The 25,036-nt window shown below is 66.5% G+C and carries 26 protein-coding genes and 1 pseudogene; 15 read left to right on the top strand and 12 right to left on the bottom strand.

Annotation, left to right across the window (positions count from 1 at the left end; genetic code table 11):
• The first annotated feature begins 8 nt into the window (after positions 1–8).
• Complete coding sequence (arfB, locus tag U1708_RS14225) at positions 9–434, top strand: alternative ribosome rescue aminoacyl-tRNA hydrolase ArfB (RefSeq protein WP_332746494.1); 426 nt, start codon at positions 9–11, stop codon at positions 432–434.
• Positions 435–525: 91 nt separating this feature from the next.
• Positions 526–1,008, top strand: a complete 483-nt coding sequence (msrC, locus tag U1708_RS14220) for a free L-methionine (R)-S-oxide reductase MsrC (protein ID WP_332746493.1) — start codon at positions 526–528, stop codon at positions 1,006–1,008.
• Between the two features lie 451 nt (positions 1,009–1,459).
• On the opposite strand, the gene U1708_RS14215 is transcribed toward msrC, so the two are convergent.
• The 5 genes from U1708_RS14215 to U1708_RS14195 form a co-directional block, all read right to left on the bottom strand.
• Positions 1,460–2,884 carry a hypothetical protein gene (locus U1708_RS14215; RefSeq protein WP_332746492.1) on the bottom strand — a complete coding sequence of 475 codons (1,425 nt, stop codon included), beginning with the start codon at positions 2,882–2,884 and terminating at the stop codon, positions 1,460–1,462.
• Between the two features lie 295 nt (positions 2,885–3,179).
• Positions 3,180–4,574: a dihydrolipoyl dehydrogenase gene (gene lpdA, locus U1708_RS14210; protein ID WP_332746491.1), complete on the bottom strand. Its 1,395-nt coding sequence runs from the start codon at positions 4,572–4,574 to the stop codon at positions 3,180–3,182.
• Positions 4,575–4,593: 19 nt separating this feature from the next.
• A complete protein-coding gene (locus tag U1708_RS14205) occupies positions 4,594–4,935 on the bottom strand; it encodes an acyl-CoA thioesterase (RefSeq protein WP_093399601.1) in 342 nt (113 codons plus the stop codon).
• Between the two features lie 44 nt (positions 4,936–4,979).
• A complete protein-coding gene (locus tag U1708_RS14200) occupies positions 4,980–5,192 on the bottom strand; it encodes a hypothetical protein (protein WP_332746490.1) in 213 nt (70 codons plus the stop codon).
• A 126-nt stretch (positions 5,193–5,318) separates the two neighbouring features.
• Positions 5,319–6,671: a pyruvate dehydrogenase complex dihydrolipoamide acetyltransferase gene (locus U1708_RS14195; protein WP_332746489.1), complete on the bottom strand. Its 1,353-nt coding sequence runs from the start codon at positions 6,669–6,671 to the stop codon at positions 5,319–5,321.
• Positions 6,672–6,806: 135 nt separating this feature from the next.
• On the opposite strand from U1708_RS14195, the gene U1708_RS14190 reads away from it, so the two are divergent.
• Entirely contained in the window at positions 6,807–7,262 is a 456-nt protein-coding gene (locus U1708_RS14190; RefSeq protein ID WP_307083642.1) for a universal stress protein, read from the top strand.
• Between the two features lie 7 nt (positions 7,263–7,269).
• Here U1708_RS14190 and U1708_RS14185 read toward each other — a convergent pair whose 3' ends face one another.
• Positions 7,270–7,944: a PAS domain-containing protein gene (locus U1708_RS14185; protein ID WP_332746488.1), complete on the bottom strand. Its 675-nt coding sequence runs from the start codon at positions 7,942–7,944 to the stop codon at positions 7,270–7,272.
• Positions 7,945–8,124: 180 nt separating this feature from the next.
• On the opposite strand from U1708_RS14185, the gene U1708_RS14180 reads away from it, so the two are divergent.
• The gene (locus U1708_RS14180) at positions 8,125–9,414 is read left to right on the top strand and encodes a M28 family metallopeptidase (protein ID WP_332746487.1); all 1,290 of its coding nucleotides are present in this window, start codon (positions 8,125–8,127) and stop codon (positions 9,412–9,414) included.
• Positions 9,415–9,441: 27 nt separating this feature from the next.
• Here U1708_RS14180 and U1708_RS14175 read toward each other — a convergent pair whose 3' ends face one another.
• Together U1708_RS14175 and U1708_RS14170 are read right to left on the bottom strand one after the other, a co-directional pair.
• Positions 9,442–11,769, bottom strand: coding sequence for a putative bifunctional diguanylate cyclase/phosphodiesterase (locus tag U1708_RS14175; RefSeq protein ID WP_332746486.1), 2,328 nt, complete (start codon positions 11,767–11,769; stop codon positions 9,442–9,444).
• Positions 11,770–12,017: 248 nt separating this feature from the next.
• Positions 12,018–13,781 (bottom strand): fatty acyl-AMP ligase, encoded by a 1,764-nt coding sequence (locus tag U1708_RS14170; protein WP_332746485.1) that lies wholly within the window; start codon positions 13,779–13,781, stop codon positions 12,018–12,020.
• 96 nt (positions 13,782–13,877) lie between these two features.
• On the opposite strand from U1708_RS14170, the gene U1708_RS14165 reads away from it, so the two are divergent.
• From U1708_RS14165 to U1708_RS20730, 5 genes and pseudogenes are all read left to right on the top strand, one after another.
• On the top strand, positions 13,878–14,573 hold the full coding sequence (locus tag U1708_RS14165; RefSeq protein WP_332746484.1) for a regulatory protein RecX: 696 nt from the start codon (positions 13,878–13,880) through the stop codon (positions 14,571–14,573).
• A gap of 93 nt (positions 14,574–14,666) precedes the next feature.
• Positions 14,667–15,266, top strand: coding sequence for a cold-shock protein (locus tag U1708_RS14160; RefSeq protein WP_332746483.1), 600 nt, complete (start codon positions 14,667–14,669; stop codon positions 15,264–15,266).
• Positions 15,267–15,334: 68 nt separating this feature from the next.
• Complete coding sequence (locus U1708_RS14155; RefSeq protein WP_332746541.1) at positions 15,335–15,760, top strand: DUF192 domain-containing protein; 426 nt, start codon at positions 15,335–15,337, stop codon at positions 15,758–15,760.
• Between the two features lie 356 nt (positions 15,761–16,116).
• Positions 16,117–16,509 (top strand): NADH:ubiquinone oxidoreductase subunit NDUFA12, encoded by a 393-nt coding sequence (locus U1708_RS14150; protein ID WP_332746482.1) that lies wholly within the window; start codon positions 16,117–16,119, stop codon positions 16,507–16,509.
• A gap of 2 nt (positions 16,510–16,511) precedes the next feature.
• A pseudogene (locus tag U1708_RS20730) lies at positions 16,512–16,940 on the top strand (DUF2155 domain-containing protein); the annotation flags it as partial.
• A 35-nt stretch (positions 16,941–16,975) separates the two neighbouring features.
• Here U1708_RS20730 and aat read toward each other — a convergent pair.
• The 4 genes from aat to U1708_RS14125 all read right to left on the bottom strand — a co-directional run bounded on the left by aat (position 16,976) and on the right by U1708_RS14125 (position 19,224).
• Entirely contained in the window at positions 16,976–17,704 is a 729-nt protein-coding gene (gene aat, locus U1708_RS14140; RefSeq protein ID WP_332746480.1) for a leucyl/phenylalanyl-tRNA--protein transferase, read from the bottom strand.
• The gene (locus U1708_RS14135; RefSeq protein ID WP_332746479.1) at positions 17,701–18,423 is read right to left on the bottom strand and encodes a ParA family protein; all 723 of its coding nucleotides are present in this window, start codon (positions 18,421–18,423) and stop codon (positions 17,701–17,703) included. The genes aat and U1708_RS14135 overlap by 4 nt, the downstream gene beginning before the upstream one ends.
• A gap of 108 nt (positions 18,424–18,531) precedes the next feature.
• Positions 18,532–18,915 (bottom strand): hypothetical protein, encoded by a 384-nt coding sequence (locus U1708_RS14130; RefSeq protein ID WP_332746478.1) that lies wholly within the window; start codon positions 18,913–18,915, stop codon positions 18,532–18,534.
• 138 nt (positions 18,916–19,053) lie between these two features.
• Positions 19,054–19,224, bottom strand: coding sequence for a hypothetical protein (locus U1708_RS14125; protein ID WP_332746477.1), 171 nt, complete (start codon positions 19,222–19,224; stop codon positions 19,054–19,056).
• Between the two features lie 185 nt (positions 19,225–19,409).
• Here U1708_RS14125 and U1708_RS14120 point away from each other — a divergent pair, with 185 nt between their 5' ends.
• The 6 genes from U1708_RS14120 (at position 19,410) to U1708_RS14095 (ending at position 25,031) form a co-directional block, all read left to right on the top strand.
• Positions 19,410–20,378 carry a cysteine synthase A gene (locus tag U1708_RS14120; protein ID WP_332746476.1) on the top strand — a complete coding sequence of 323 codons (969 nt, stop codon included), beginning with the start codon at positions 19,410–19,412 and terminating at the stop codon, positions 20,376–20,378.
• A 58-nt stretch (positions 20,379–20,436) separates the two neighbouring features.
• A complete protein-coding gene (locus U1708_RS14115) occupies positions 20,437–20,706 on the top strand; it encodes a hypothetical protein (RefSeq protein WP_332746475.1) in 270 nt (89 codons plus the stop codon).
• 467 nt (positions 20,707–21,173) lie between these two features.
• A complete protein-coding gene (locus tag U1708_RS14110; protein ID WP_332746474.1) occupies positions 21,174–21,674 on the top strand; it encodes a division/cell wall cluster transcriptional repressor MraZ in 501 nt (166 codons plus the stop codon).
• Positions 21,671–22,621: a 16S rRNA (cytosine(1402)-N(4))-methyltransferase RsmH gene (gene rsmH / locus U1708_RS14105; protein WP_332746473.1), complete on the top strand. Its 951-nt coding sequence runs from the start codon at positions 21,671–21,673 to the stop codon at positions 22,619–22,621. The genes U1708_RS14110 and rsmH overlap by 4 nt, the downstream gene beginning before the upstream one ends.
• On the top strand, positions 22,618–23,316 hold the full coding sequence (locus U1708_RS14100; protein WP_307083666.1) for a hypothetical protein: 699 nt from the start codon (positions 22,618–22,620) through the stop codon (positions 23,314–23,316). Before rsmH ends, U1708_RS14100 begins: the two co-directional genes overlap by 4 nt.
• Positions 23,313–25,031 carry a peptidoglycan D,D-transpeptidase FtsI family protein gene (locus U1708_RS14095; RefSeq protein ID WP_332746472.1) on the top strand — a complete coding sequence of 573 codons (1,719 nt, stop codon included), beginning with the start codon at positions 23,313–23,315 and terminating at the stop codon, positions 25,029–25,031. The genes U1708_RS14100 and U1708_RS14095 overlap by 4 nt, the downstream gene beginning before the upstream one ends.
• Positions 25,032–25,036 lie beyond the last annotated feature (5 nt).

The raw sequence follows: 25,036 nt of genomic DNA, 5'->3' as shown, positions 1-25,036 counted from the left end.
AGGGGCCGATGGTCGCGATCCCGATCACACGATCGATCTCGATCGACGACAGCGAGCTGATCGAGAGCACGACCCGCTCGGGCGGTCCCGGCGGCCAGCACGTCAACACCACCGACAGTGCGGTGATCCTGCGCTTCGATGTCGGCCTGTCGCCCGGCCTGCCGCTGGCGGTGAAGAACCGCATCGCCGTGCTGGCGGGATCGCGTCTGACGCGCGACGGCGTGCTGGTGCTGCGCAGCGAGGGCTCCCGCTCGCAATTGCTCAACCGCCAGGAAGTCCGCGAGCGGCTGGTGGCGCTGATCAAGGAAGCGACGATCATCCCCAAGGCACGCCGCGCGACCAAGCCGTCCAAGGCGGCGAAGGCACGGCGGGTCGATACGAAGAAGGTGCGGAGTGGGGTGAAGGCAGGGCGCGGCAAGGTCCGCGACGATTGAGCGGGCCGTGCCTATGGGCGTCTCGTTAACGTCCGTCGGCCAGCCTAGCGCACGACCTCGCAATCCTTCTCCGCCGACCAAGGAAGACACCATGTACCAGTTTGATATCTCCGCCGGCACCAAGGCCGATCTCTACCGCGACCTGCTCGCCGCGCTCGACGCGCTGACGGCGGACGAGACCGATCCGATCGCCAACATGGCCAACGCCGCCGCTCTCGTGTGGGAATATCTCCCCGACCTGAACTGGGCGGGGTTCTACCGTCTTGTCGAAGGCGAACTCGTGCTCGGGCCATTCCAGGGCAAGGTCGCCTGCATCCGCATCCCGGTCGGCAAGGGCGTCTGCGGCGCGGCGGCGGCGACGTTGAAGACGCAACTGGTCGAGGACGTACACGCGTTCCCCGGCCACATCGCCTGCGATGCCGCCAGCCGCTCCGAACTCGTGGTGCCGGTGACCAAGGATGGAACGCTGATTGCGGTACTCGATCTCGACAGCCCGGAGCCCGCGCGGTTCGATGCGGAGGACGCGGCAGGCTGCGAGGCGTTGGCGGCGATGCTGGGCCAGCGATTGGCCTAATACAAGGCCGGTAGATCATCTGGCGACTCCCCCGCCCACTCGGTAAGCAATGCCCTGAGTTGGATCGGGGCAAACCAGGGAGACGGACATGCGGAGGCTTTTGATCGCGAGCGCAGGGCTGGCGCTGGCAGGTGGCGCGGCAGAAGCGCAGCGGCCCGCGCCCGGCGCAAGCTATCCCGCTCCCGGCACCGCCCCTGGTTCTGCCATGCAGGCGCCGATGGCACGCCCCAGCCGACCTGGTCCGATCGCTGCGCAGATGCCTGTCGTTCAAGCGCCGCCTCGCACGGCCCCGGCCCAGCGTACTTCGCGGTGGGGGAGAAAGACCGGTGGTCGCTGATGGGCGGATGCGAACGCACCGGGCGGCTGGGCCGGCGATTGGTCCAACTGCGGCCTCGCGCATATTACGACACGTTGCCCTATCCGCGTAAGAAAGCGCGACGTCGCCGGTAACTCAGCCGAGCATTCCGGCGTAAGTCTGCGGCGGTTGGGGCAGCAACGCGCGTGCGGCGATGCCGCTGCCGATGACGAGCAGGAATGCACCTGCGCCGATTGCGAATAGTCTTCGCGGCGGCGGGCGATCGGCGAGTAGCACGCTCGCCACCGCGGTCGCGATCATCGCCCATAGATGATAGCGCAGGTCGGACGCGATGCTCAGGACCGCAAAGCTCGCCTCCAGCGCAAGCGCGGACACGAGCAGCGCGGTGGCTAGGTCACGGACCGGATCGCGCGGACGCGACAGGCTCACGGCAAGCGCGGTGATCGCGACGACGATCCAGGCGATCGGCCAGCCGAGCGGCGTCTCGACGACCACGGCGGTCAGCGCCTGCCACGTGCGGGCCGCCGCACCGGGGTTCGCAAGTCCGAGCGTGTTCGGCTCCGACACGGCGGGCGGCGCTACGCTCGGCCAGTGGAAAGGGACCAGCCAGCGATCGGTCGAGTTCAGGTGCGCGAGGCGGTGCCCGGCATAGGCGATCGGATGATGCAGAGCCGCCGATGCGAGCGTGACGTAGAGCGTCCCAGTCGGCAGCGCGCGCAGCCGCGCCATCGTCGTCCCGCAATGCGCGTCGTCGCCCAGCGGATCCCAAAAGAACGGTTTCGCGCACCGCCGGGCGATCACGGTCGCCGTTTCCGATGGGGTCAGGCCGGTGGTGTCGCTGGCCGGCGTGCGTGCGGCGATGCCGGCGAGGTCGTAGAGCGCTTGAGTGGACTCCACCCCGCTGGGTTGGGCCCGGAGCAGTCGGTGGTTCACGACAGGCGCGACGCCGAGCACGAGCACCACCGCGATGAGACCGGTGACGAGTTTCGCGAGCGGGTGCGTCGGGCGCGGGGCGAGGGTCACGAGCAGCGGGACGACGACGAACACGGCATTGGCGCGAACCAGCACGGCATAGATGAGCAGCAGCGCGACCGGGATCCACATCGCGCCGGGCAGGGGGCGGCGCGCGAGCCGCCACCAGCCGATGATGCCAACCGCGGCGAGCAGCGCGCCGGCGAGTTGCGCATCCTTGAGGACGACGCTCTGCCAACCGAGGAAAGGCGGGAGCAGTCCGATCGCGAGGATCGCGATGGCACTGCGAGCGCGGCCGGTGCGGGCCAGCGCGGCGGCGATCAGGCCAAGGCCGAGCCAATAGGTGCCGAGTTGCAGGACCAGCATCGGCGTCGCGCCGGGGCCGAGCGGTGCGAGCAGCGCCCAGACCCGCGCCATGGCCGGCGGATGCCAGTCGTCGTACACGCCCGACAGAACCTGCCGATATTGCGCGACGGTGTCGTACATTGCGGTGCCCGGCCAGAACAGCGCGAGCGAGGCGATGCCGAGCACGGCGGCTGCAATGGCGATGTGGCGTTGCGTGAGGCGGGCGGCAGGTTCGATCGACATTCGCGGGTCCTGCACCGGTGGCTTCGATCCGCGAAATCCGAAGCGCCGGACCTCGCGACCGACGCGCCCTTCGATGGGGCGAGTGCTTGCGTCAAGCGAAATAGGACCGAAACGAGACGGCTTGCCCGACCTGATTGGTCGGCTGGTATAACTCCCCGTCATTATGACGACAGTCGGGACCCGGAGCCAAGAGCGCTGCGATTGGTACCCTGGGTCCTGACTTTCGTCAGGATGACGGGGAGGGGCTGTATCCTGCGTATCCTCTCCCTGGCGGGGGGAGGATTGAGAGGGTGGATCAGTAGTGGATCGCGCGGCCGTAGGCGGCGAGGACGCTTTCGTGCATCATTTCGGACAGGGTCGGATGCGCGAACACCGTCTCCATCAGCTCGGCCTCGGTCGTCTCCAGCTGCCGCGCTACGACATAGCCCTGGATCAGCTCGGTGACTTCCGCGCCGACCATGTGCGCGCCGAGCAGTTCGCCGGTCTTCGCGTCGAACACCGTCTTCACGAAGCCCTCGGCCTCGCCGAGCGCGATCGCCTTGCCGTTGCCGATGAAGGGGAACTTGCCGACCTTCAGCTCGTAGCCCGCCTCCTTCGCCTTCGCCTCGGTCATGCCGACCGACGCGACCTGTGGACGCGAATAGGTGCAGCCGGGGATGTTGGCCTTGTCCATCTGGTGCGGCGAACCGCCCGCGATCTTCTCGACCGCGATGATGCCCTCATGGCTGGCCTTGTGCGCCAACCACGGCGCGCCGGTGACGTCGCCGATCGCCCAGATGCCGTCGACGTTGGTGCGGCCATAGCCGTCGGTCTTGATGTGGCCGCGGTCGGTCTCGACGCCGAGCGCCTCCAGCCCGATATTCTCGGTGTTGGGGACGATGCCGATCGCGATGATCGCGTGGCTGAAGGTCTCTTCCGAAACCTTGCCGTCCTTCGCCTTGATCTTCGCAGTGACGCCGTTCGCAGACGGGGTCAGCCCTTCGAGACCGGTCTGAGTCAGCAGCTTGATGCCCTGCTTGGTCAGCGCCTTGTCCATGAACGCCGACACTTCCTCGTCCTCGACGGGCAGGATCCGCGGGAGCATCTCGACGATCGTCACGTCGGCGCCCATGTCGTTGTAGAAGCTGGCGAACTCGACGCCGATCGCGCCCGAGCCGATGACGAGCAGCTTGGTCGGCATCTCGGTCGGGACCATCGCGTGGCGATAGGTCCAGATCCGCTCGCCGTCGGCCTTGGCGAACGGCAGGTCGCGGGCGCGCGCGCCGGTCGCGACGATGATGTTCTTCGCTTCGAGCTCGACCGTCTTGTCGCCCTGCTTGACCGACAGCTTGCCCTTCGCCGTCACGGTGCCGACGCCTTCGACGACGGTCACCTTGTTCTTCTTCATCAGGCCCTTCACGCCCGCATTCAGCTGGCCCGCGACCTTGCGCGACCGGTCGACGACCTTGGCGAGGTCGAAGCCGACATTGTCCGCCTTGAGACCATAGCTCTCGGCGTTCTGCATGTAATGATAGATTTCCGAGGTGCGCAGCAGCGCCTTGGTCGGGATACAGCCCCAGTTGAGGCAGATGCCGCCCAGCCGCTCGCGCTCGACGATCGCGACCTTGAGGCCGAGTTGCGACGCGCGGATCGCGGCGACGTAGCCGCCGGGGCCGGAACCGAGGATGACGAGGTCGAAAGTATCAGCCACGTGAGAGTCCTTCAGAAAATCAGTTGGTTTCGGGCGGCACGGGCCGCGGTTTGCGGTCGTCACCGACCGCCACGAAGATGAAGCGCGCCTGGGTCACCTTGCAGCTGTCGTTGCTGTGGCGCGCGCGACGCCATGCCTCGACCTCGATCGTCATCGAGGTGCGGCCGACCGCGATCAGGTCTGCGTAGACCGACACCTCGTCACCGACGACGACCGGCATGTGGAACTTCATCGCATCCGCCGCAATGGTGACGGCGCGGCCCCCGCTGCGCCGCGACGCGACAGAGCCGGCGGCAAGATCCATCTGGCCCATCAGCCAGCCGCCGAAGATGTCGCCGTAAGGGTTGGCGTCGGCGGGCATCGCGGTCACGCGGATCGTCGGGGCCTTGTTGGGGGGCAGGTCGGTCACGCTTCACTCCTGCGGGTCGTTTGGTCGAGACGTCGGGCACGGCGCAGCGGCCCCAGGCCCATGAGCGCGGTCGCGACCATCGCCGCCGCCCCGCACGCCCAGATCACGTCCTGCCCGAGCGGGTAAGACCACGCCGCCGCCCAGGTGATCGCGACTGCGACGACGAGGCCTGCGAGGATGTGCAGGATCTCGATAGTCGTCTTCTTCATAGTGAAGCGGAACCGCACAGCCCCGTTCGCCCTGAGCGAAGTCGAAGGGTGTGAGACTCACCGGCTTCGACTTCGCTCAGCACGAACGGGGTAGAGGGGCGGGGTGCGGCGGTCATGTTTTCGAGCTTACGCCAGCATGCCCAGCGGGTTCTCGACGAGGTGCTTGAACGCCTTCATGAACTGCGCGCCGTCGGCACCGTCGATCGCGCGGTGATCGAAGCTGCCGGTCGCCGACATGACGGTTGCGACCGCCAGTTCATCGCCGATCACGACCGGACGCTTTTCGCCCGCACCGACCGCGAGGATCATCGCCTGCGGAGGATTGATGACCGCATCGAACTGCGTGATGCCGAACATGCCCATGTTGCTGATCGAGGCGGTACCGCCCTGATATTCCTCGGGCTTCAGCTTGCCGTCGCGCGCACGGCCGGCAAGGTCCTTCATCTGCGTCGAGATCGACGACAGCGAGGCGGTGTCGGCGCCGACGATGATCGGCGTGATCAGCCCCGACGGCGTGCTCACCGCGACCGAGATGTCGGCGCGCTGGAAGGTGATGAGCTGGTCGGGCGTGAACATCACGTTGCAGGTCGGGACCTGCATCAGGGCGACGGCCTGCGCCTTGATGAGCAGATCGTTGACCGACAGCTTCACGCCGCGCGATTCGAGGCTCTTGTTCAGCTCGCCACGCAGCTTGAGCAGCGCGTCGAGGCGGATGTTCACGGTCAGGTAGATGTGCGGAACGGTCTGCTTCGACTCGGTCAGGCGACGCGCGATCGTCTTGCGCACGTTGCTGAGCTTGGTCGCCTCGTGCGGGATGTCCGGCACGGTGGCAGGCCTGGCGGCGGGCGCTGGGGCAGCGGACGCGGTCGGCGCAGCAGCTTCGGTCTTCGCAGCAGCGGGTGCGGCACCGGGCTTGGCGCTCTCGACGTCGGCCTTGACGATTCGCCCCTTGGGACCGGAGCCGGACACGGCGCCGAGATCGATGCCCTTGTCGGCGGCGAGGCGGCGGGCGAGCGGGCTGGCCTTCACGCGGTCACCGCTGGCGGCGGGCTTGGCCGCACCGGCGTCGTCTGGACGGCCGTGATCCTCGGCCGAAGCCTCGGTGCGCTCGACCGGCTCGGCTTCGGTCCCGGTCTTGTTCGGGTCCGTCGGATCGGGCTTTGCTTCCGATTCCTTCGCGGCGGGCTCAGGCGTCTCGCTCTTGGTCGGTGCCGACGAGACGGAAGACGCATCCTCGCCCTCTTCGGCGATAATCGCGATGACGGTGCCGACCTTCACGTTGTCGGTACCCTCGGCGACTAGGATCTTGACCACGGTGCCTTCGTCGACCGCTTCGAATTCCATCGTCGCCTTGTCGGTCTCGATCTCGGCCATCAGGTCGCCGGATTTTACGACGTCGCCCTCCTTGATCAACCATTTGGCGAGGGTTCCCTCCTCCATGGTCGGGGACAGGGCAGGCATCTTGATCTCGATCGACATGGATTTCCCCAGGGCGTGACGTAACGGCATGCCTACTCGCGCCCTCGTCCGCTCGGGTCAACCCCGTCGGCGCAAGTCGGTGGTCTTGCGTCGTGCGCGGCTTCGGGCCACCTACGTCCCATAACGGGGGCTAGAATGCGCATTTATCTGGTGGTTATCGATGACAGTCCCGAAGCCGGCATCGCTTTGCGCTTCGCCGCGCGGCGTGCCGTGAAGACCGGCGGCGGCGTCGAGATCCTGACCGTGATCCCGCCGCAGGAGTTCATCGCGTTCGGCGGCGTCCAGGCGACGATCGAGGAAGAGGCGCGGCTTCATGCCGAGGGGCTGGTCGCCGGTGCCGCGGGGACGCTGATCGAGGAATCGGGACTACGGCCGTCGATCACCGTGCGCGAGGGCGAGGCGGCGAAGATCATCCGCGAGATGATCGAGGCGAACCCGAATATCGCGGCGCTGGTTTTGGGGGCCGCGGCAAGCGGGGCGCCGGGCGAGCTGATCGCGCATTTCGCGGGAACCGACGCCGGCGCACTGCCCGTGCCGGTGATGATCATTCCCGGATCGCTGACTCGCGAGGCGATCGACCGGTTGAGTTGATCGGCTGCTAACTGACTTCCATCGCGGCCTGATTCGCGAGCAGCCGTTCGACGCTGGCGATCCCGGTTTGGGTAAGTTGCAGCGCATCGAGGTCGGCATCGAGCGGCTCGAGAAGCGATTTCGCCTGTAGCACCCGTACCCAGCGGTTGAGCGTCGAGCGCGACAGGCGCAACGTGTCCGCGACCATGTCTACGCTCGCGATCCGGCTTTCGGCTTCGGCGACATACACGATCAGCAACGTCGTCCATGCGTGATCGGCGAAAAGATCGGCACCGAGCACGGCGTCCCTGGCGCGGATGATACCGAGCAGATCCTTTGCCCTGCGCCACAGGCGATAGGGCATGTCGTCGCCGTTGCTCATGCGGTCGGCGAGCGTCTGCACGGTGGAGAGCGTACCCATCAGATGCCCCGACTTGCCATTGCCGAGCCGCGAAACCTGGACTTCGAGCGTGATGATGTCGCCTTCGCCACCGATGTAGCGCTTCTTGATGCGTGCGGAATTACCGTTGGGCTTCAGCGCGGCAATGTGGCTCAGGTTGCGGGCAACATCCTCGGGGTGCGTGATCGAAAGGTAGGACAGACCGCGAAGCTGTGTCTGGGTGCGCTGCAGCATTACCGCGACCGGCTCGTCGATCGCCAGAATTACGCCGTCGCCGTCCGAAACAGAATGGCCAATGATCATGCTTGGTCCTTACACACGGATCCAGATAGTACCGTAAAAGCTTAAAAAAGTGCAAACATTCGGCGGATAGGCGCCTCGTAAGATCTTGGCGTGGCGCGCAATTGCCCCTGCACGACAATAATCGCGAGCACGCGATCATATCCGCTTGAGCGAAGCGCCGGATCGGGCCACCATCCGCGCATGCCAATTTTTGCCGTTCCGCTGCTTCTTGCCGCCGCCGCCCCTTACCCTGCTCCGTCGTCGGTTCGCCTGAAGGCCGACGTGACCGCGATGGTCGGCTTCGGTACGCGCCACACCGCGTCGATCACCACCGACCCCAAACGCGGTATCGGTGCCGCCCGAAACTGGGCCGCGAGCCGTTTCCAGGAGATCGCCGCGACCTGTGGCGGATGCATCACCGTCGACCGCATCTCGCGCCGGTTCACCGGTCCGCGCGCGCCGACAGGCGTGGTGGTCGAGGACGTGCTCGGTATTCAGAAGGGCCGCGATCCCAATCGCGTGGTGATCGTCGGCGCGCATATCGACAGCCGCGTGACCGACGTGATGAACGTCACCTCCGATGCGCCCGGCGCGAACGACAATGCGTCGGGCGTCGCGCTGGTGCTGGAGGCGGCGCGATTGCTGTCGCAGCGCCAGTTCGACGCGACGATCGTCTACGCGGTCTTCTCCGGCGAGGAACAGGGCTTGTGGGGCGCCGAACTGCTCGCCGACACCGCCAAGGCGCGCGGCTGGCAGGTGTCAGCGATGCTCAACAACGACATCGTCGGCAATACGGTCGGGCAGGGCGGCGTACGCGTCGCCGACAAGGTCCGCGTGTTCTCAGAAGGCATTCGCGCATCGGAGGATCTGGTCGCACAGCAGGGCCGTCGCGCGGAGGGTGGCGAGGACGACGGTCCCAGTCGCGCGCTGGCCAAGGCGATCGACGGCATCGCCACGGGTATTCCCGGCGGCCTGGACGTGATGATCGACCGCCGGCCGGACCGGTTCGGTCGCGGCGGTGATCACGAACCGTTCCTGAAGCTCGGCTATCCGGCGGTACGGTTCTCGGTGGCCGCCGAAAACTGGGACCGCCAGCATCAGGACCTGCGCACCGAAAAGGGCGTGGTCTACGGCGACACGATCGAAGGCATGGACTTCCCGTATCTCGCCAAGGTCACGGCGATCAACGTCGCAGCACTGTCGCGAATCGCCAGTGCGCCGGCTGCGCCCGAGGACGTGTCGATCGCAGGAGCCTTGTCCCGCGACACGACGGTAAAGTGGGCGGCAGTACCGAGCGCTGCCGGCTACCGCGTGCGGTGGCGTCGCAACGATGCGCAGACCTGGGCCGAGACTCGCGACGTTGCGGGAACCTCGACGGTCCTGACGCAGGTGCCGGTCGACGACAATTTCGTCGGCGTCTCCGCCCTCTCGCCCACCGGTGCGGAAAGCCTGGTTAGCTTCGCCGGTCGCGAACGCCGGCCGGCCCGGTAACGGTAAATCCACCCGAGCATTGGCCGTCTACGCGGCGGCCGATGCTCTCCAGCGCCCCTTGGCGAGCGCGCGCGCCTGTTCGGCGGGCATGGGGCTACCGAAATAAAAGCCCTGGACGTTGGCGCAGCCGAACTCCTGCGCCATGCGGTGCTCGGCTTCCGTCTCGACACCCTCGGCCGTCGTGCTGATGTCGAGACTGTTGGCGAGCGCGATCACCGCGTGGACGATCGCGACGGCTTCGCGCATCCCGGCCGCCGCATCGCGCACGAAGCTGCGGTCGATCTTGATCGCCGAAAACCGCGTGCGACTGAGATAGCCCAGTGACGAATGGCCGACGCCGAAATCGTCGAGGCTGAGGCGGACGCCCAGATCGAGCAGGCGTTCCAGCACCTCGGTCGCGCCCAGCGCGTCGCTGAGGAACACTTTCTCCGTGACTTCGAGTTCGAGTCGGTCCGCGGACAGGCCGGTGTTCGCCAGCGCGGACGTGACCGTCGTCACGAAGTTCGGGTTCTGGAGCTGGTCGGCGGAAACGTTGACTGCGACACGGATTTCGGACGGCCATCTCGCCGCTTCCTCGCACGCGGTATGCAACGCCCACGCCCCGATCGGCGCGATCAGGCGCGCATCCTCGGCGAGTGGAATGAACTTGTCGGGAGCGATGGCGCCGAACCGCGGACTGGTCCAGCGCAGCAGTGCCTCGAACCCGACGAGCGTCTGGCCGCGTGCGTCGACGACCGGCTGATAGTCGAGATGCATCTCGCCATTCTCGAGTGCCGTCCGCAGCGCCATTTCCAGGATGCGCCGTTCCTCTGCCTTCACGTGCAGTTCGGGCTCGTAGAGGCGGTACACCCCGCGGCCGGCATCCTTGGCACGGTAGAGCGCCAGATCGGCAGAGCGGACCAGCATTTCCGCGGTGCGTCCGTCGCGTGGGCCGATCGCGATGCCGACGCTGGCGCCGATGTAGAGCGTGTGCGCGTCGATGTCATAGGGCTGCGACAACGTGTCGATGATTTGCTGCGCAAGTGCCTCGATCGCGCCGATGTCGCTCGCATCGCGCACGATCACCGCGAACTCGTCACCGCCCAGACGCCCGCACAGGCTGCCGTCCCCTATCAAACCCTCGATCCGCTCCGAGACGCGGCCCAGCAGGCGATCGCCGATTGGATGGCCGAGCGTATCGTTGACAGCCTTAAACCGGTCGAGATCGAGCATCATGAACGCATAGCGACCGCTCCACTGGTCCGCCTCGGCCATCGTCGTGACGAGCGTCTCGTTGATCATCAGGCGGTTGGGCAATCCGGTAAGGGCGTCGAACCGTGCCATCCGATTGATCCGGTCTTCCGAGGCGCGGATCTCGGTGACGTCGGACGTGACGCCGCGGAACCCGTAGAACTCGCCGCCGTCGCTGAACCGGGGTGAGGCGGCAATGTCCCACCAGCGGTTCTGGCCGTTGATCGTCACCGGCACGCGGACGTCGCGGAAGCTGTCGCGCCGTCGCAGCTTCTCCGCCAGCGTGCGCAATTCGGGTGCGAGGTCACCGCTCTCCCAGCTCGGGCCGGCGAGCAACTGGAGTAGCGGCATGCCCTCGATCGCACCGGGGGCGAGGCCGCACGCGACCGCGAACCGCGACGAGGCGCGGACTATGCGACGCATGGCATCGGTTTCCCACAGCCAGTCGGCGCCGGTGTCCTCGAACTCGCGGAGCAGCAGGCTTACGGTCTCGTCGCGTTCGTTCAGCGTGATCTCATTGGCGCGGATCAGCACGAGCGCGCGGGCGCGGCTGATGCACCAGACCATCAACAGCAGCGTGAACCCCAGTATGCCGAATGCCGCCGACGTCGTGCCGGCGATCAGCAACTGTGCGACCATCGCCGCGCCGAGACATCCGAGGAAGGCGAGCGTCGCGAGCGCCAGCGGGGCCATCGCGAACGCCGCAGCGGTCATCAGGACGGTGAGCGTGATGCCGAGCCCCGCGGTCGTGCCCGATGGTACGTGCGTACAGAACAGGATCGGTACGCAAGACCAGCCGATGCCGAGCGCCAGGCCCTCCCATCCGGTCTTGCGCAGGTCGCGAACGCTCGCCTCGTCTTCGCAGGTTCGAGGCACGGCAAGGCGCCGAACCACGACCGCAACCGCGATCGCGACCAGCAACGCCGACCATGCCGCGATCTGCCATCCGGGGACGGAATCGCGCACGAGGAAGCCCGTCGCCAGCACCGCGGCAATGTTCGCGCTGAGCAGGACGAGTGCCATCCGGCGTCCCGCGAACAGTTGCGCGGCACGGATGCGACTCCATTCCACGTGATCCGGCCCATCGCTCCGAAACCCCAGCAGCGTGGGGATATCGACGGTCACGGGACGCGACAAAGAGGGCGATGCAGGGCTCACGGCGTCGGTCATAAGACAGCCTGGTTAGCAGATGGTTCGCGTGGCCCAAAATTGACTGAAATTAAGGTCGGTTTTGGGTCAATACACAAGGTTGCGCCCCGCCTGTCACAGCTTCACTCGCATGTCAGCGTCGTCCCGAGACCCAAACCACCCGGTTCCAAGCGACCGGTCTCTAGCGATACAGTCTCGGGCTAGTGAGCCTTTGGCAGCGGGACTCAGGCGGCGATGTCGTACGGCTTGATGTCGCCGCTGAGGTACAGGTTGCGTGCCTTCGCCCGGCTCAGCTTGCCAGACGAGGTGCGGGGCAGGGTACGCGGCGGGATCAGTTCGATCAGGCAGTTCATGCCCGTCACCGAGCGGACGCGCTCGCGAATCTCGTCGCGCAGGCGCAGGCGTTCGGCTTCGTCCGAACTGCGGCACTGGACCAGAACGGCGGGGGTTTCCTCGCCGCCGGGCGTCGTGATCGCGAACGCAGCGATGTCGCCCGCCTTGAAGCCAGGAAGCTGTTCCACCGCCCACTCGATGTCCTGCGGCCAGTGGTTCTTGCCGTTGACGATGATCATGTCCTTGGCGCGGCCGACGATGTAGATGTAGCCGTCCGACATATAGCCCATGTCGCCGGTATCGAGCCAACCGTCCGCCATGCACGCCTCGGTCGCGGCGTCGTCGCGGAAATAGCCGACCATAACCGACTTGCCGCTGCACCAGACCTTGCCGATCGCGCGATCGGGGAGGGGGGTGCCGTCCTCTTCGCGGATCTCGATCTTCATGTCGCGCACGGGCTTGCCGCAATTGACGATCGCACGATAACGCTGCGGACGGTCACCGCCACGCGAGCCGCCCGATAACTGCGTTTCCTCGACGAGTTCGACGCGGATGCCTTCGCCCGGCGGCATCAGCGACACGGCCAGAGTCGCCTCGGCAAGGCCGTAGCTCGGCAGGAACGCGCTGGCCTTGAAGCCCGCATCGGCGAACGCGTCGACGAACGACTGCATCACGTCGGGGCGGATCATGTCGGCGCCGTTGCCCGCGACGCGCCAACGGGACAGGTCGAAGCGGTCGCTCGCCTTGGTCTGCGACGACATGCGGCGCGCGCAGATGTCGTAGCCGAAGGTCGGCGAATAGCTGAGCGTGGTGCCTTCGTTGCGGCTGATCAGATCGAGCCAGGCCAGCGGGCGGCGCGCGAAATCCTCGGTCTTGAGGTAGTCGGTCGAGACTTGGTTGGCGATCGGCGACAGGAAGCAGCCGACCAGCCCCATGTCGTGATACCAGGGCAGCCACGAGACGCAGCGATCCGTGTCGCACACTTCCATGCCGTGGCTGTGCGCGGCGAGGTTGTTGAGCAAAGCGGCGTGCGTGATGACGACGCCGTGCGGGAAGCGCGTCGAGCCGCTCGAATATTGCAGATACGCGATATCGTCGGGCTTGGCCTCGGGCAGCGTCGCCACCGGTGCTTCGCGCACAGCGAACTCGGACCAGTCGATGCCGACAGTGCCCGACAGGCGCGCGGCCTCGCCGGCCATCTGCGCGAGCTCTGGCGGGAAGATCAGCATCTTCGGGTCGCAGCTGGCGAGCTGGACCCGGAGCTGTTCGATGTACGAATCGCGGCCGCCGAACGAGGTCGGCAGCGGCAGCGGCACGGGCCAAGCGCCGGCGTAGACGACGCCGAAGAACAGCGCGGCGAACTCGGGGCCGGTCTCGGCGACGAGCGCGATGCGATCGGCCGGGGCGACACCGGCGGCGATCAGGCGGTCGGCCATGGCGCGTGCGTCGGTGCGGAGCTGCGAATACGGGTAGGGCTGCGACAACGTGCCACGCGCGTCGTGGAAATTGAGCCCGCGCTTACCGCTGGCCGCGTAATCGAGTGCTTCGCCCAACGTGCCGAAATCGGCGAAGCGGCGCGGCAGGGCGTCTTGGGTCGGCGTCGCAACGATCGCCGTTACGGTCGTGCCGCCCTTGTTGGCCGTGTCGGTCGTCATCGCAGTTCCTGCCTTGGTTGGTCGCGGTGCTCGCGCACCACACCTATCTTCAGTCTAGCCGTTCAACTTCGGGTGCCAGTGTGGCACAATGATGGCGTGACCGATGATAGCCACAGCGAAAGCACCGCGTTTCCTCCGTCGCTGGATGCCGGCGACCAGGAAAACGGCGCGTTCGACGATCGTGGCGATACCAAGCGGCGCGGCGGCAAGAGCTGGGGCAAAGGCGGCGGGAAGGGCGGCGGCAAGGAACGATCCCGCGAGCGTCCTGCGCCGAAACCACTCGATGCCGCGGCGCTCGAACAAATGGCCCTGCGCTATGTCGAGCGGTTCGCGACCACGCGCGGGCGGCTGACCGATTACCTGATGCGGAAAATCCGCGAGCGGGGCTGGGACGGCGGCACCGGGGCGGCGCTAGCCGAGCCCGGCGAACTGGCGCAGCGGATGGCCGATCTCGGCTATGTCGACGACCGCGCCTTTGCCGAACAAAGGGCTGCTGCGATGCAGCGGCGAGGGTTGGGGGCTCGGCGGGTCGCAGGGGCGTTCCGGGAAGCTGGCATCGACGAAGGTGACGCAGAGTCGGTCGCGCCCGCGATCGCCGACCGCGCGGTCGAATCGGCACTCGCCTTCGCACGACGGAAACGAATCGGCCCCTATGGCTCGGGTGACGGCGACCGGAAACTGCACGAGAAACAGCTCGCGGCGATGCTTCGGGCGGGCCACCGGTTCGATCTCGCGCGCAAAATTGTTGCTGCACCGCCGTCCGATACCCCCGAATTGATGGATTTCGACTGAGGATCGCAACGGGTTCATTGCGACTGCGACGAACCGTGCTAGCAAGGCGTTCAGGGGTGTAACAATGCGTAACGACACGCAGCAGGTGCTGACATGCCGGTAGAGGTGGGGCCAGTGGAAGCGGGAACGACGACGCTCGCGGGTGTTGGCGAGGGTGATGGCGCGGGTATTGGCGCGGCCGAAACGCGCGCGATCGGCGGCATTATCAAATGGTTCGACGTCACGCGCGGGTTCGGCTTCGCGGTGGCGGACGACGAGAGCGTCGGCGATATCCTGGTGCACTTCTCCGTCCTTCAGGCGCACGGCCGCCGCAGCCTCCCCGAGGGCGCACGAGTCGAGACCTTGTCGATCCAACGCGGCCGCGGGTTCCAGGCGCGAGAAATCCTCTCGATCGACCTGACCAACGCGGTCGAGGAGCCGGTCCGGGCACCGACGTCGCCCGACCGCGTCGATCCGATCGCGATGATCGATGCGGCGGGACCGTTCGAGGCGGCGTCGGTGAAGTGGTTCAACCGGTTGAAGGGCTATGGCTTTCTGGTACGGGGTGCCGATGGCAGCGACATCTTCGTCCACATGGAAACGCTGCGCCGCGCTGGGATCGAGACGGTCGAGCCCGACCAGCCGCTCCGCGCGCGCGTGGTCGAAGGGCGTAAAGGGCCGCTTGCCGTCGCGGTCGAAGAGGATCCTGGATGAATTTCGTTGCGAAGGCGGTGCTGGCCGGGGTGTTGGCACTGGGCGTCGGCGCCGGGGGTGTCGCGTACATGAATAGCGACGCCGACTCGGATGTGGCTAAGGTCGCCACGTTGCCGCTCACGATAAAGAGTGCGAACGGGACGCATGCGTTCCAGGTCGAGAGCGCGAAGACGGAAGCCGAGCAGGCCCGCGGACTGATGTTCCGCACCGACCTGAAGCCCGACGGCGGAATGCTGTTCTGGCCGTATCCCGCAAAGGGCGGCGAGCCCGTGGCGGCGAACTTCTGGATGAAGAACACGCCGAGCCCGCTCGATATACTCTACATTCGCGCCGACGGCACGATCGCGCGGATCGCCGAGAACACCGTACCGTTTTCGGAAGCGCCGATTCCGTCGGATGAGCCGGTCGGCGCCGTGCTGGAGCTGATGGGCGGCCGTGCCGCGGAACTGGGGATCGCCGAGGGTGATCTGGTGACGTGGGACAAGGCGAAATAGGCTGGAGCTGTCGGTCGTACGTGTTCTGACAATCTCATTTGCCCCGCGATATCGTTCCAGCACCATACCGCCCCAGCGAAGGCCGGGGTCCAATTGGGAAAGTCGCTGTAATATCGGGCAGCGCTTCGTTAGCGACGTTCCCCAATTGGGCCCCGGCCTCCGCCGGGGTGGGATATGTGGCTGGACGACGTCTCTGGAGAACAACGAAGGGCGGACAACCGTGGGCAAGACGGACCGAAGCCTCAACACCGAACCTCCACGATCCTCTCTGCGCGCGGGGGAGGATAAGGTCCCCGCAACACCTTCCCCCAACGATCAAGGTTGAAGCCCGCCCCCACTCGCGTTAAGCGCCAGCCATGGGCTTTCTCGCATCGACTTTCACGTGGTGGAACGGCGCCACCCTCGGCACCAAATTCGGCTTGCGCAGCATGGCGAAGAAGGGCGAGGACGCGCTCGGCAACGTCTATTACGAAGGTGGCAAGGACACCGCCGGCAACCCGCGCCGCTGGGTGATCTACCAGGGCGCGACCGACGCGAGCCGCGTCCCGCCGGCGTGGTTCAGCTGGCTGCATCATCAGGTCGACGACGTGCCCGATCGCGCGCTGCCACCGGTCCGCGCCTGGCAGAAGCCCGCCGTGCCGAACATGACCGGTACCGCACTCGCCTATCGTCCTGCCGGTGCGCTCGAAAAGGGTGGCCACCGTGCCGCCGCGACGGGTGATTACGAAGCCTGGACGCCCGAAGGGTGATCATGCGCTGGCTCGCCGCGGCCGTGTTGGTCGTGGCGTTGGCGGTGGGCGGCTGGTTCGGATACCGCGCGCTCACCACGCCTGCGACGCCGGTCGCCGTGGTCCAGCAGGACCTCCCCGGTGCGGACGAAGCCGGCAATTCCTCGATCGAGACGATCGACACTGGCGCTGCCGCGATCGCCAATGGCGGCACACCGATGGCACAACGCGTGGCCGTGCTCGGCCTGCTTAACAAGCGTAACGGCGAGACCCGCGAAGTGACGCTCAAGCCCGGCCAGTCGACGCGCATGGGTGACGTCGTGCTGCGGCTGCGTGCATGCGAACAGACCGCACCCTGGGAGCAGGAGCAACTGACCGGCGCCTTCGTCCAGGTGCTCGTACGCGGCGCCGATACGCGTTGGCGACGGACGTTCTCGGGCTGGCTGTACAAGGAGCGTCCCGCGCTGAACGCGGTCCAGCATCCTGTCTACGACGTCTGGACCAAGAGCTGCGCGATGACTTTCCCGGGGACCGGCCCCGATACCGCGCCGGTTGCGGACGCCTTGCCCGCCAAGCGATCGAGTGCGCGGAAGTCGCCGGCCGACGCCACGCCTGCAGCGGCCGAGGCGCCAAGCGCACCGTCGAGCGACGCCCCCAGCAACGCGACGTAATCGGCGCGGTCGATCTCGATCGCGCCGAGCGAGGCGAGGTGCGACGTCTGGAACTGGCAATCCAGCAGCGTGAAGCCGCCGGCACGGAGCCGCGCGACGAGGTGCGCGAGTGCCACTTTCGAGGCGTCTGTGGCGCGGCTGACCATACTTTCGCCGAAGAACGCGCGGCCGAGCGATAGGCCGTAGAGTCCGCCGACCAGCTTGCCCCCGTCCCAGCACTCGACCGAATGCGCGAACCCCATCGCATGGAGCGTGTGGAAGACACGTTCGATGCCGTCGTTGATCCACGTCTCGGGACGACCCTCGACGCTCTCTGCGCAAAGCTGCACGATGCGCTCGAACGCAGTATCGACGGTGACCTGGAAACGATCGGCCGCAATCGTCTTCTTGAGCGAGCGGGACAGTTGGAAGCCGTCGAGCGGCAGGACGGCGCGGCGGCGCGGCTCGACCCAATAGACGCTGGCGGCGTCGCGGCTGTCCGCCATCGGGAACACGCCGACGGAATAGGCGCCTAACACCAGTTGCGGGTCAAGGATGTCGCTCATGCCGCGAGCCGATGTTCGATCCGCCGCCAGAGATCGGCGAACGCCTGCGCCGCGGCGGACTTCGGTGCGAACACGCCGACCGGTGCGCGCTTGACCGCCATCGACTCGATCCCGCTCGCCATCGGAATGACCGGCCAGTCCGGGTGTCGTTCGAGAGCGTCGGCGTGCAGCGCGCGACGCTTGTCGACCATAACGTGCACCGGGAGCAACGGCGTCCGGCCGCCTAAATGCTGGACGACCGCGTCATAGGCACGGGTCGACAGCGGCGAGGGGATGACGGGAATCACGATCAGATCGGCGGCGCGCATCACCTGGTCCGCCGTCTCGGTCAGCCCCGGCGGGCAATCGAGGATCACGCGATCGTAACCCGCCAGTTCAGCTAGCAACTTCGCGAGCCGCTTCTTCTTGTCGAGATCGTGAAACAGCTGGTCGAGCCCGCGCAGCGACGCGTCGGCGGCGATCAGGTCGAGGTGGCGGTAGGCGGTCGGCCGCGCCTGCTTGGCGACCGCGACGTCCTTCGAGAACATTGCTTGCGCCTGGTCGACTTTAGCCCCGGCGCCAGGGGGACCGCCCAGCACCCAGGTCGACGCGGCCTGCGGGTCGAGATCCCACAGCAGCGTGCGGCGTGCGGACAAGGTCGTGGCGCACCACGCCAGGTTCACCGAAAGCGTCGTCTTCCCGACGCCACCCTTGAGGCTGTAGATCGCAACGGTTGCCATCAGCCTAGCGTGCCGGTCTGCGGCAGCGAGGGCAAGAGCGTGCGACGCAAAGAAAAACGGCCGGCGGATGATCCGCCGGCCGTTTCAGAACGAATAAACGGCGAAGACTTACGCGTGGCAGGTCTGTGCCGACTTGCCGGGTGCGGTCAGCGTGACGTTGGTGTCGTCACCGGTCATCGACCAGCCGCCCTCGGCGGTCTTCGGTGCGCCGGCGACGTCCGACTTCAGCGTGGTCGCAGTACCGTCCTTCTTGGTGCGGACCCGGGCCTGCTTGTCGCCCTGGAAGAACGTCACGTAGAGCAGGCTGTTGTCCTTGCAGCGCAGCGTCACTTCGGACTTGATCGCGGGCGGCAGTTCGACCGGCGCGGCGTTGGCGAGCGTGTTCGCCATCGGATCGGGATTGGTATCCAGCACCTCGGGCGAAGCGGGCTTGGAGTTGCAGGCAGCCAGCACGAGCAGCGCGGCGACGGCGGTCATGGGGAGAATTTTCATGGTGGAACCTCGCTTCGCGCATGCAGCATGGAGCGTCAAGGCTTTAGGGTTGCGGTACCATGGCGCCGCGACGAACGGGTCTACGGTCATGACGGGACGCCTTGACTGCGACGCGAAGTGCGTAAAACGAACCGCTGCTCAACCGCAGGAAGGATAGGCCCGGTCGGTCACGTCGGTCTCCGAATGCAGGCGACTCTCGACCATCGCCAACGGCGTGGCGATGTGCGCGGCGATCAGCGTGTCGCCGGCCGCATCCATCAACTGGGCAGCCTCTTGCAGCAAGGTCAACGCATGCCGGTACTCGTTCATCGTCAACGCTCCAAAGACGCTAATAACTAACATAGATCATACTGACGGCACGGTGAATGGCGAATGACATTTCCGTCACGTAGTCCGATTTGCGGATCTGGCGGGCAAGGATCGCGGCTAGCCGGTTTAACGGCGCAAACTTTCGCTCGCTTGCTCGACGTCGCCGACGACGCCACATAGCGGCCATGCACACGACACCTGACACGCTCGCCCTCATCGGCAACACCCCGCTCGTCCGCCTCCGGGGGCCAAGCGAGGCAACCGGCTGCGACATCTTCGGCAAGTGCGAATTTACGAACCCCGGTGCGTCGGTGAAGGATCGCGCCGCGCTGTTCATCGTCGAGGATGCCGAGCAGCGCGGGCTGCTCCAGCCGGGCGGTACGATCGTCGAGGGGACCGCGGGCAATACCGGGATCGGGCTTGCGCTGGTCGCCAACGCGAAGGGCTACAAGACGATCATCGTCATGCCCGAGACGCAAAGCCGCGAGAAAATGGATACGTTGCGTGCCCTTGGTGCCGAGTTGGTACTCGTGCCGGCCGCCGCATTCTCGTCGCCCTGTCACTTCGTGCACACGTCGCGGCGCATCGCCGAAGAGACGCCCGGCGCGATCTGGGCGAACCAGTTCGACAACATCGCCAATCGGCGCGCGCATATCGTCGGGACCGCACAGGAGATCTGGGACCAGATGGAGGGAAGGATCGACGGCTTCACCTGTGCAGCGGGCACTGGCGGGACGATCGCCGGCGTCGGGCTCGGCTTGAAAGCGAAGGACGAGGCGGTGTGTATCGCGCTCAGCGATCCCCACGGCGCGGCGCTCTACAACTATTACGCACACGGCGAATTGAAGTCCGAAGGGTCATCGGTCGCCGAGGGCATCGGGCAAGGCCGCATCACCGCGAACCTCGAAGGCGCGCCGATCGACACGCAATTCAGGATTTCCGATCATGATGGCTATGCCTGGGTCCGTCGCCTGCTGGACGAGGAGGGGCTGTGTCTCGGATTGTCGTCGGGGATCAACGTCGCCGGCGCCGTAGCGCTCGCCAAGCATCTCGGGCCGGGCAAGCGGATCGCCACCATCTTGTGCGACACGGGATTCCGCTATCTTTCGACGTTGTACGATGCCGAATGGCGTCAGGCGAAGGGCCTCTCCTGAGAGTGCGGTTCCCGAGAATCGACAGAGGCGCGACAGTCGGGTATTGGGGTGAGGCACGATGAAGCCATCCCACGATCCCTCTCAGACCATGCAGCGCATCAAGGTCGGCATGATCGGCCTGGCCGCCGTAGTGCTGCTGATCGGTCTTGCTAGCGCTATCATCGGCTCGACGAACCGTGAGCGACCGGTCGCGACCGCGGGTACCGCGCAGGCGGACGTAGTGGCGAACATGGGCGTTTCGAACACGGTCGAAGCTGCAGGGGCGGGTGAGCCGCTCGCGGAGATGGGCGTTGCCCCAAGCGCCAACGCGCAGGCACCCGCGCAGTAATTCCGTAACATCGTCGCCCTTACTTAGCTCCTCTCCCTGGAAGGGAGGGGCTGGGGGTGGGTCGGTTTCCGCACATTCGAACGCGAGTGGGCTCGATCGGGCCGACCCACCCCCGACCCCTCCCTTCCAGGGAGGGGAGAGCGTTGCGCGCTGACGAGGTCTAACGGGCTTAGTTTGGCCTCCTACAGGACCAGCGCTTCTCGTATCCGTCCCCGGATTTCCCCAGCCTAGAACTGCCCAACTCACAGCATCCAACCCAATTGGCGTGAAAATCCCCCCGCACCGAGCGTCGAAACCGGCTTCCAATCCGTCCAATCCCCAAAAATCCCGTTGCGTCCCCGCCGCGCTATGATAGACGGAGGTTAATACAGGGGCACGTTCACCGTTCGCTGAAAGCGCGGTCGGGACGCGACGAGGGTCGTGTTTCGAGACGGTGAGGCGTGTGCGCCATTTCGAAGGGTTTTGGCGTGTCGGTTCGTGGTTGCTATCAAGGAGACGGTATCGGCCTTGTCGACGACAAGGGCCGGGTAGCCATCCCTTCGGCACTTCGCACCACGCTTTCCGCAAATGCCCCCAAGGCGAACGGCAAGGACGGCGGGACCATCATCATCGGCGCGCATCAGAAGAATCGCTGCCTGGTCGCGTATGATCCCGGTTACGTCGATATCCTCGCCGAGCGACTCGATCGCCGCGAATCCGAGAACACGTCCGAGAGCGGCGAGTACGACTACAACATCAAGCGCGCCGCCGCGTCGGGCGAAGCGGTGCCGTTCGACGGCTCCGGTCGCTTCATCATGCCGGCGTTCCCGCGCTTCTATGCCGGCATCAAGGGCCATGCGTTCTTCTACGGCGTGCTCGATTACATCGAGATCTGGGACCCCGCGACGCTGATCGCCACCGACGGCATGCCCCCCGTCGTCAAGGAGATGGCGCGCTTCTACATGGCCGAGAAGGGGGTTGCGCTGTGAGCACTCCTGAAGCTCCGCATATCCCGGTATTGCTCGACGAAGTCCTGGCCGCGCTTTCCCCCGAGCCCGGCGAGACGATGGTCGACGGCACGTTCGGTGCGGGCGGCTACACGCTGGCGTTACTGCGCTCGGGCGCGCGGATCGTTGCGTTCGACCGCGATCCCGACGCGATCGCAGCCGGCCGCTCGATCGAAGAGGCCGAAGATGGCCTGACGCTGATCGCCGCCGACTTCTCGGCAATGGCGTCCGAACTCGAATCGCGTGGCCTCTCGCCGGTCGACGGCGTGACGCTCGATATCGGCGTGTCGTCGATGCAGCTCGACCAGGCCGAGCGCGGCTTCTCGTTCCAGTCCGACGGCCCGCTCGACATGCGGATGGCGCAGGCCGGCATGTCGGCGGCGGATTTCGTCAACGAGGCGGACGAGAACGAGATCGCCGACGTGCTCTATCAATATGGCGACGAGCCGAAGTCGCGGCGTGTCGCGCGCGCGATCGTCGCGGCGCGCCCGCTAACGCGGACCGGCGAGCTGGCGCACATCGTACGCCGCGCGCTCGGCTACAAGGCGCACGACAAGAAGGATCCCGCGACGCGCGCGTTCCAGGCGATTCGCATCCATGTGAACCGTGAGTTGGGCGAGCTGGCGGACGGGTTGCTGGCGGCCGAGCGCGTGCTGAAGCCGGGCGGTCGGCTCGCGATCGTGACCTTCCACAGCCTCGAGGACCGCATGGTGAAGCGCTTCCTGCGCACCCGTTCCGGCGGGTCGCCTTCAGGTTCGCGTCATCTTCCGCAGGTGAAAGCCGCGGCAGACCCTAGTTTTTCTCACGTCGGCCGCGGTGTTCGCGCCGGCGAGGCCGAGATCGCACGCAACCCGCGCGCGCGCTCGGCGACATTACGAACGGCGCGGCGGACCTCCGCGCAACCTTGGACGGAAGAGGTGACGACATGACGGCGGCGTATCGGATGAAGGGTGTGGGCTGGTTCGGGGGCTGCGTGGCCGTCGTGCTCGGTTTCTACCTCGTGTCGCTGCAGGTCGCCGCCGAGCGCAAGAAGCTGGAGGCGGTCAACGGCCAGATCCGCGTCGCCCAGCGTGACATCCGCGCGCTCGAGACCGAGTTCGACACGCGCGGCAACCTGGCGCAGCTCGAGCGCTGGAACGGCGACACGTTGGCGCTGTCGGCGCCGACCGCCGGCCAGTTCGTCGTGAGCGAGGCCGCGCTCGCGGCGCTCGACGTCAACAGCCTGCGCGCGGACGGGGTCCAGACCGCTGCGTTGCTGGTGCCGTCGGGGGCGGGGTCCGTCGTCTCCACGTCGATCGTGCCGGTCACCGCTGCTCCGCCAGTCGTGAAGCTCGCGCCCGTTGCCCCGGTCCAGATGGCGCAGGTTACTGCACCGCGCGCGATGAACGTCGCGATCCAGGCCGCGTCGAAGACCGCGCTCAAGCCGGTCGTGATCCGCGCGTCGGTCTCGACGCCGCGCTCCGCTGAGGCAGCACTCGTCCGCGCCGCCAAGACCGAACGCCTTGCAGCCGTCGCCAAGGTCCGTCCGCAGGCGGTCGCGATGCTCGACCGGAAGCTGCTGTCCGACACGACACTGGGTGACATCATGAGCGGCGCCCGCTCCGAGAGTGGCAAGCGGCGGTGACCGCGTTGGTCGCCCGGCCTGTCTCGCAACAACGTAGCGCCAACCAGCGTCATGCACTGGTGGCGACGGCGCACACGCGCCTGATGATGCTGATGTTCCTGTTCGGAGCAGCGGTGCTGGTGGTGGTCGGGCGGCTCGGGATGCTGGCGGTCCAGTCTTCGCTGGCCGATCCGCAGGCACGCTCAGCGGCGATCGCGGCGCGCGGCGACATCGTCGATCGCAACGGCGCACCCCTCGCGCGGACGATCGATGCGTGGACGATCGCCGTCCACCCGAAAAAGCTGATCGGCGATCCGACCGAGATCGCCAGCAAGCTAGCCGCGCTGATGCCCGAAGCCGGCGATCAGGCGCATTATTATGCGCTGCTGACGTCGCGAAAGAACTTCATCTATCTCCAGCGGCGCGCATCGCCGACGCTGGTCGAGCAGGTCAACGCGATCGGCGAGCCCGCGATCGTGTTCGACCGTGACACCCAGCGCCTGTATCCGCAGTCGACGATGGCCGCGCATGCGCTCGGCTTCCTGTCGACCGCCGGCCACGGCATGAGCGGGATGGAGCGCGTGCTCGACGAGCGGCTGACCAATCCCGCACTCAACGGCACGCCGGTTGCGCTGTCGCTCGACAACCGCGTCCAGGCGGCGATGGAGAGCGAACTCGGTCGCGCGATGACGACGTTCTCGGCTCGCGGCGCTGGCGGCATCGTCCTCGACGTGGCGACTGGCGAAGTGATCGCGATGGTCTCGCTGCCGACCTTCAACCCCAACCGCGTCGGCATGTCGGGCACCGAGGAATTGCGCAACATCACGACGCAGAGCGTGTTCGAGCTCGGGTCGACGTTCAAGCCGATCACGATGGCGACCGCGATGGATACCGGCGTGGTGACGTCGTTCGCGCGGCGCTTCGACGCGACGCATCCGCTCAAGGTCGGTCGCTTCACGATCCACGACGAGCGCGGCGATCCGAAGCGCTGGCTCAACATGGCCGAGACGCTGATCTATTCGTCGAACATCGCCACCGCGCGGGTCGCCGACGAGATCGGTCCGCAGAAGATGCAGGCGATGTTCAAGAAGCTGGGATTCGATACCAAGCCCGACATCGAACTGCGCGAAAAGGGCGGCCCGCTGTGGCCGAAATACTGGGCGCGGACGACGACGATGACGACGGCGTATGGTCACGGCATCGCGGTGACTCCGTTGCATCTGGCGAGTGCGTATGCCGCGCTGGTCAATGGCGGGATCTGGCGGCCGGCAACCTTGCTGAAGGTCGCGCCGGGCCACGCGCCGGTCGGGCGTCGCGTCATCAGCGAGCAGACCAGCGCGCGAATGCGGCAGATGCTGCGGCTGATCGTGCAGCGCGGCACGGGTCGCAAGGGCGATGCGCCGGGCTACCGCGTCGGCGGCAAGACCGGCACCGCAGAGGCGGCGGTCTCGGGCGGGTATGATCATTCGCGCAACGTCGCGACGTTCGCCGCGGCATTCCCGATGGATGCGCCGCGCTATGTCGTGCTCGCGATGCTCGATTCGCCGCTCGGCACGAAGGAAACCTCCGGGTGGAAGACCGCGGCGTGGAACACCGCGCCGGTGGTGGGCCGCACGATCTCGCGCGTCGGTGCGATCCTGGACGTGGTGCCCGACGCGCACCGCGACATCGACGTGTCTGACATCCTGCCGACTTTGTGGCAGGACCCGTCGCGTACACAGCCGACCGGGCAATGAGGACT

It is taken from the genome of Sphingomonas arabinosi (assembly GCF_036663715.1).
Classification (GTDB): domain Bacteria; phylum Pseudomonadota; class Alphaproteobacteria; order Sphingomonadales; family Sphingomonadaceae; genus Sphingomonas.
Note: the sequence above shows the minus strand (reverse complement) of the source record. Positions and strands in the feature narration are given on the sequence as shown.

What these genes read in the sequence shown, in the direction of transcription:
- U1708_RS14180 (WP_332746487.1), top strand. Translation starts at nt 8,125, where the DNA reads ATGCCAATTTTTGCCGTTCCGCTGCTTCTTGCCGCCGCCGCCCCTTAC.
- U1708_RS14190 (WP_307083642.1), top strand. Translation starts at nt 6,807, where the DNA reads ATGCGCATTTATCTGGTGGTTATCGATGACAGTCCCGAAGCCGGCATC.
- U1708_RS14130 (WP_332746478.1), bottom strand. Translation starts at nt 18,915, where the DNA reads ATGAAAATTCTCCCCATGACCGCCGTCGCCGCGCTGCTCGTGCTGGCT.
- U1708_RS14170 (WP_332746485.1), bottom strand. Translation starts at nt 13,781, where the DNA reads ATGACGACCGACACGGCCAACAAGGGCGGCACGACCGTAACGGCGATC.
- U1708_RS14215 (WP_332746492.1), bottom strand. Translation starts at nt 2,884, where the DNA reads ATGTCGATCGAACCTGCCGCCCGCCTCACGCAACGCCACATCGCCATT.
- U1708_RS14205 (WP_093399601.1), bottom strand. Translation starts at nt 4,935, where the DNA reads ATGCCCGCCGACGCCAACCCTTACGGCGACATCTTCGGCGGCTGGCTG.
- aat (WP_332746480.1), bottom strand. Translation starts at nt 17,704, where the DNA reads ATGAGCGACATCCTTGACCCGCAACTGGTGTTAGGCGCCTATTCCGTC.
- U1708_RS14200 (WP_332746490.1), bottom strand. Translation starts at nt 5,192, where the DNA reads ATGAAGAAGACGACTATCGAGATCCTGCACATCCTCGCAGGCCTCGTC.
- U1708_RS14100 (WP_307083666.1), top strand. Translation starts at nt 22,618, where the DNA reads ATGACGGCGGCGTATCGGATGAAGGGTGTGGGCTGGTTCGGGGGCTGC.
- U1708_RS14150 (WP_332746482.1), top strand. Translation starts at nt 16,117, where the DNA reads ATGGGCTTTCTCGCATCGACTTTCACGTGGTGGAACGGCGCCACCCTC.
- U1708_RS14115 (WP_332746475.1), top strand. Translation starts at nt 20,437, where the DNA reads ATGAAGCCATCCCACGATCCCTCTCAGACCATGCAGCGCATCAAGGTC.
- U1708_RS14195 (WP_332746489.1), bottom strand. Translation starts at nt 6,671, where the DNA reads ATGTCGATCGAGATCAAGATGCCTGCCCTGTCCCCGACCATGGAGGAG.
- msrC (WP_332746493.1), top strand. Translation starts at nt 526, where the DNA reads ATGTACCAGTTTGATATCTCCGCCGGCACCAAGGCCGATCTCTACCGC.
- U1708_RS14185 (WP_332746488.1), bottom strand. Translation starts at nt 7,944, where the DNA reads ATGATCATTGGCCATTCTGTTTCGGACGGCGACGGCGTAATTCTGGCG.
- U1708_RS14155 (WP_332746541.1), top strand. Translation starts at nt 15,335, where the DNA reads ATGAATAGCGACGCCGACTCGGATGTGGCTAAGGTCGCCACGTTGCCG.
- U1708_RS14135 (WP_332746479.1), bottom strand. Translation starts at nt 18,423, where the DNA reads ATGGCAACCGTTGCGATCTACAGCCTCAAGGGTGGCGTCGGGAAGACG.
- U1708_RS14160 (WP_332746483.1), top strand. Translation starts at nt 14,667, where the DNA reads ATGCCGGTAGAGGTGGGGCCAGTGGAAGCGGGAACGACGACGCTCGCG.
- arfB (WP_332746494.1), top strand. Translation starts at nt 9, where the DNA reads ATGGTCGCGATCCCGATCACACGATCGATCTCGATCGACGACAGCGAG.
- U1708_RS14125 (WP_332746477.1), bottom strand. Translation starts at nt 19,224, where the DNA reads ATGAACGAGTACCGGCATGCGTTGACCTTGCTGCAAGAGGCTGCCCAG.
- U1708_RS14120 (WP_332746476.1), top strand. Translation starts at nt 19,410, where the DNA reads ATGCACACGACACCTGACACGCTCGCCCTCATCGGCAACACCCCGCTC.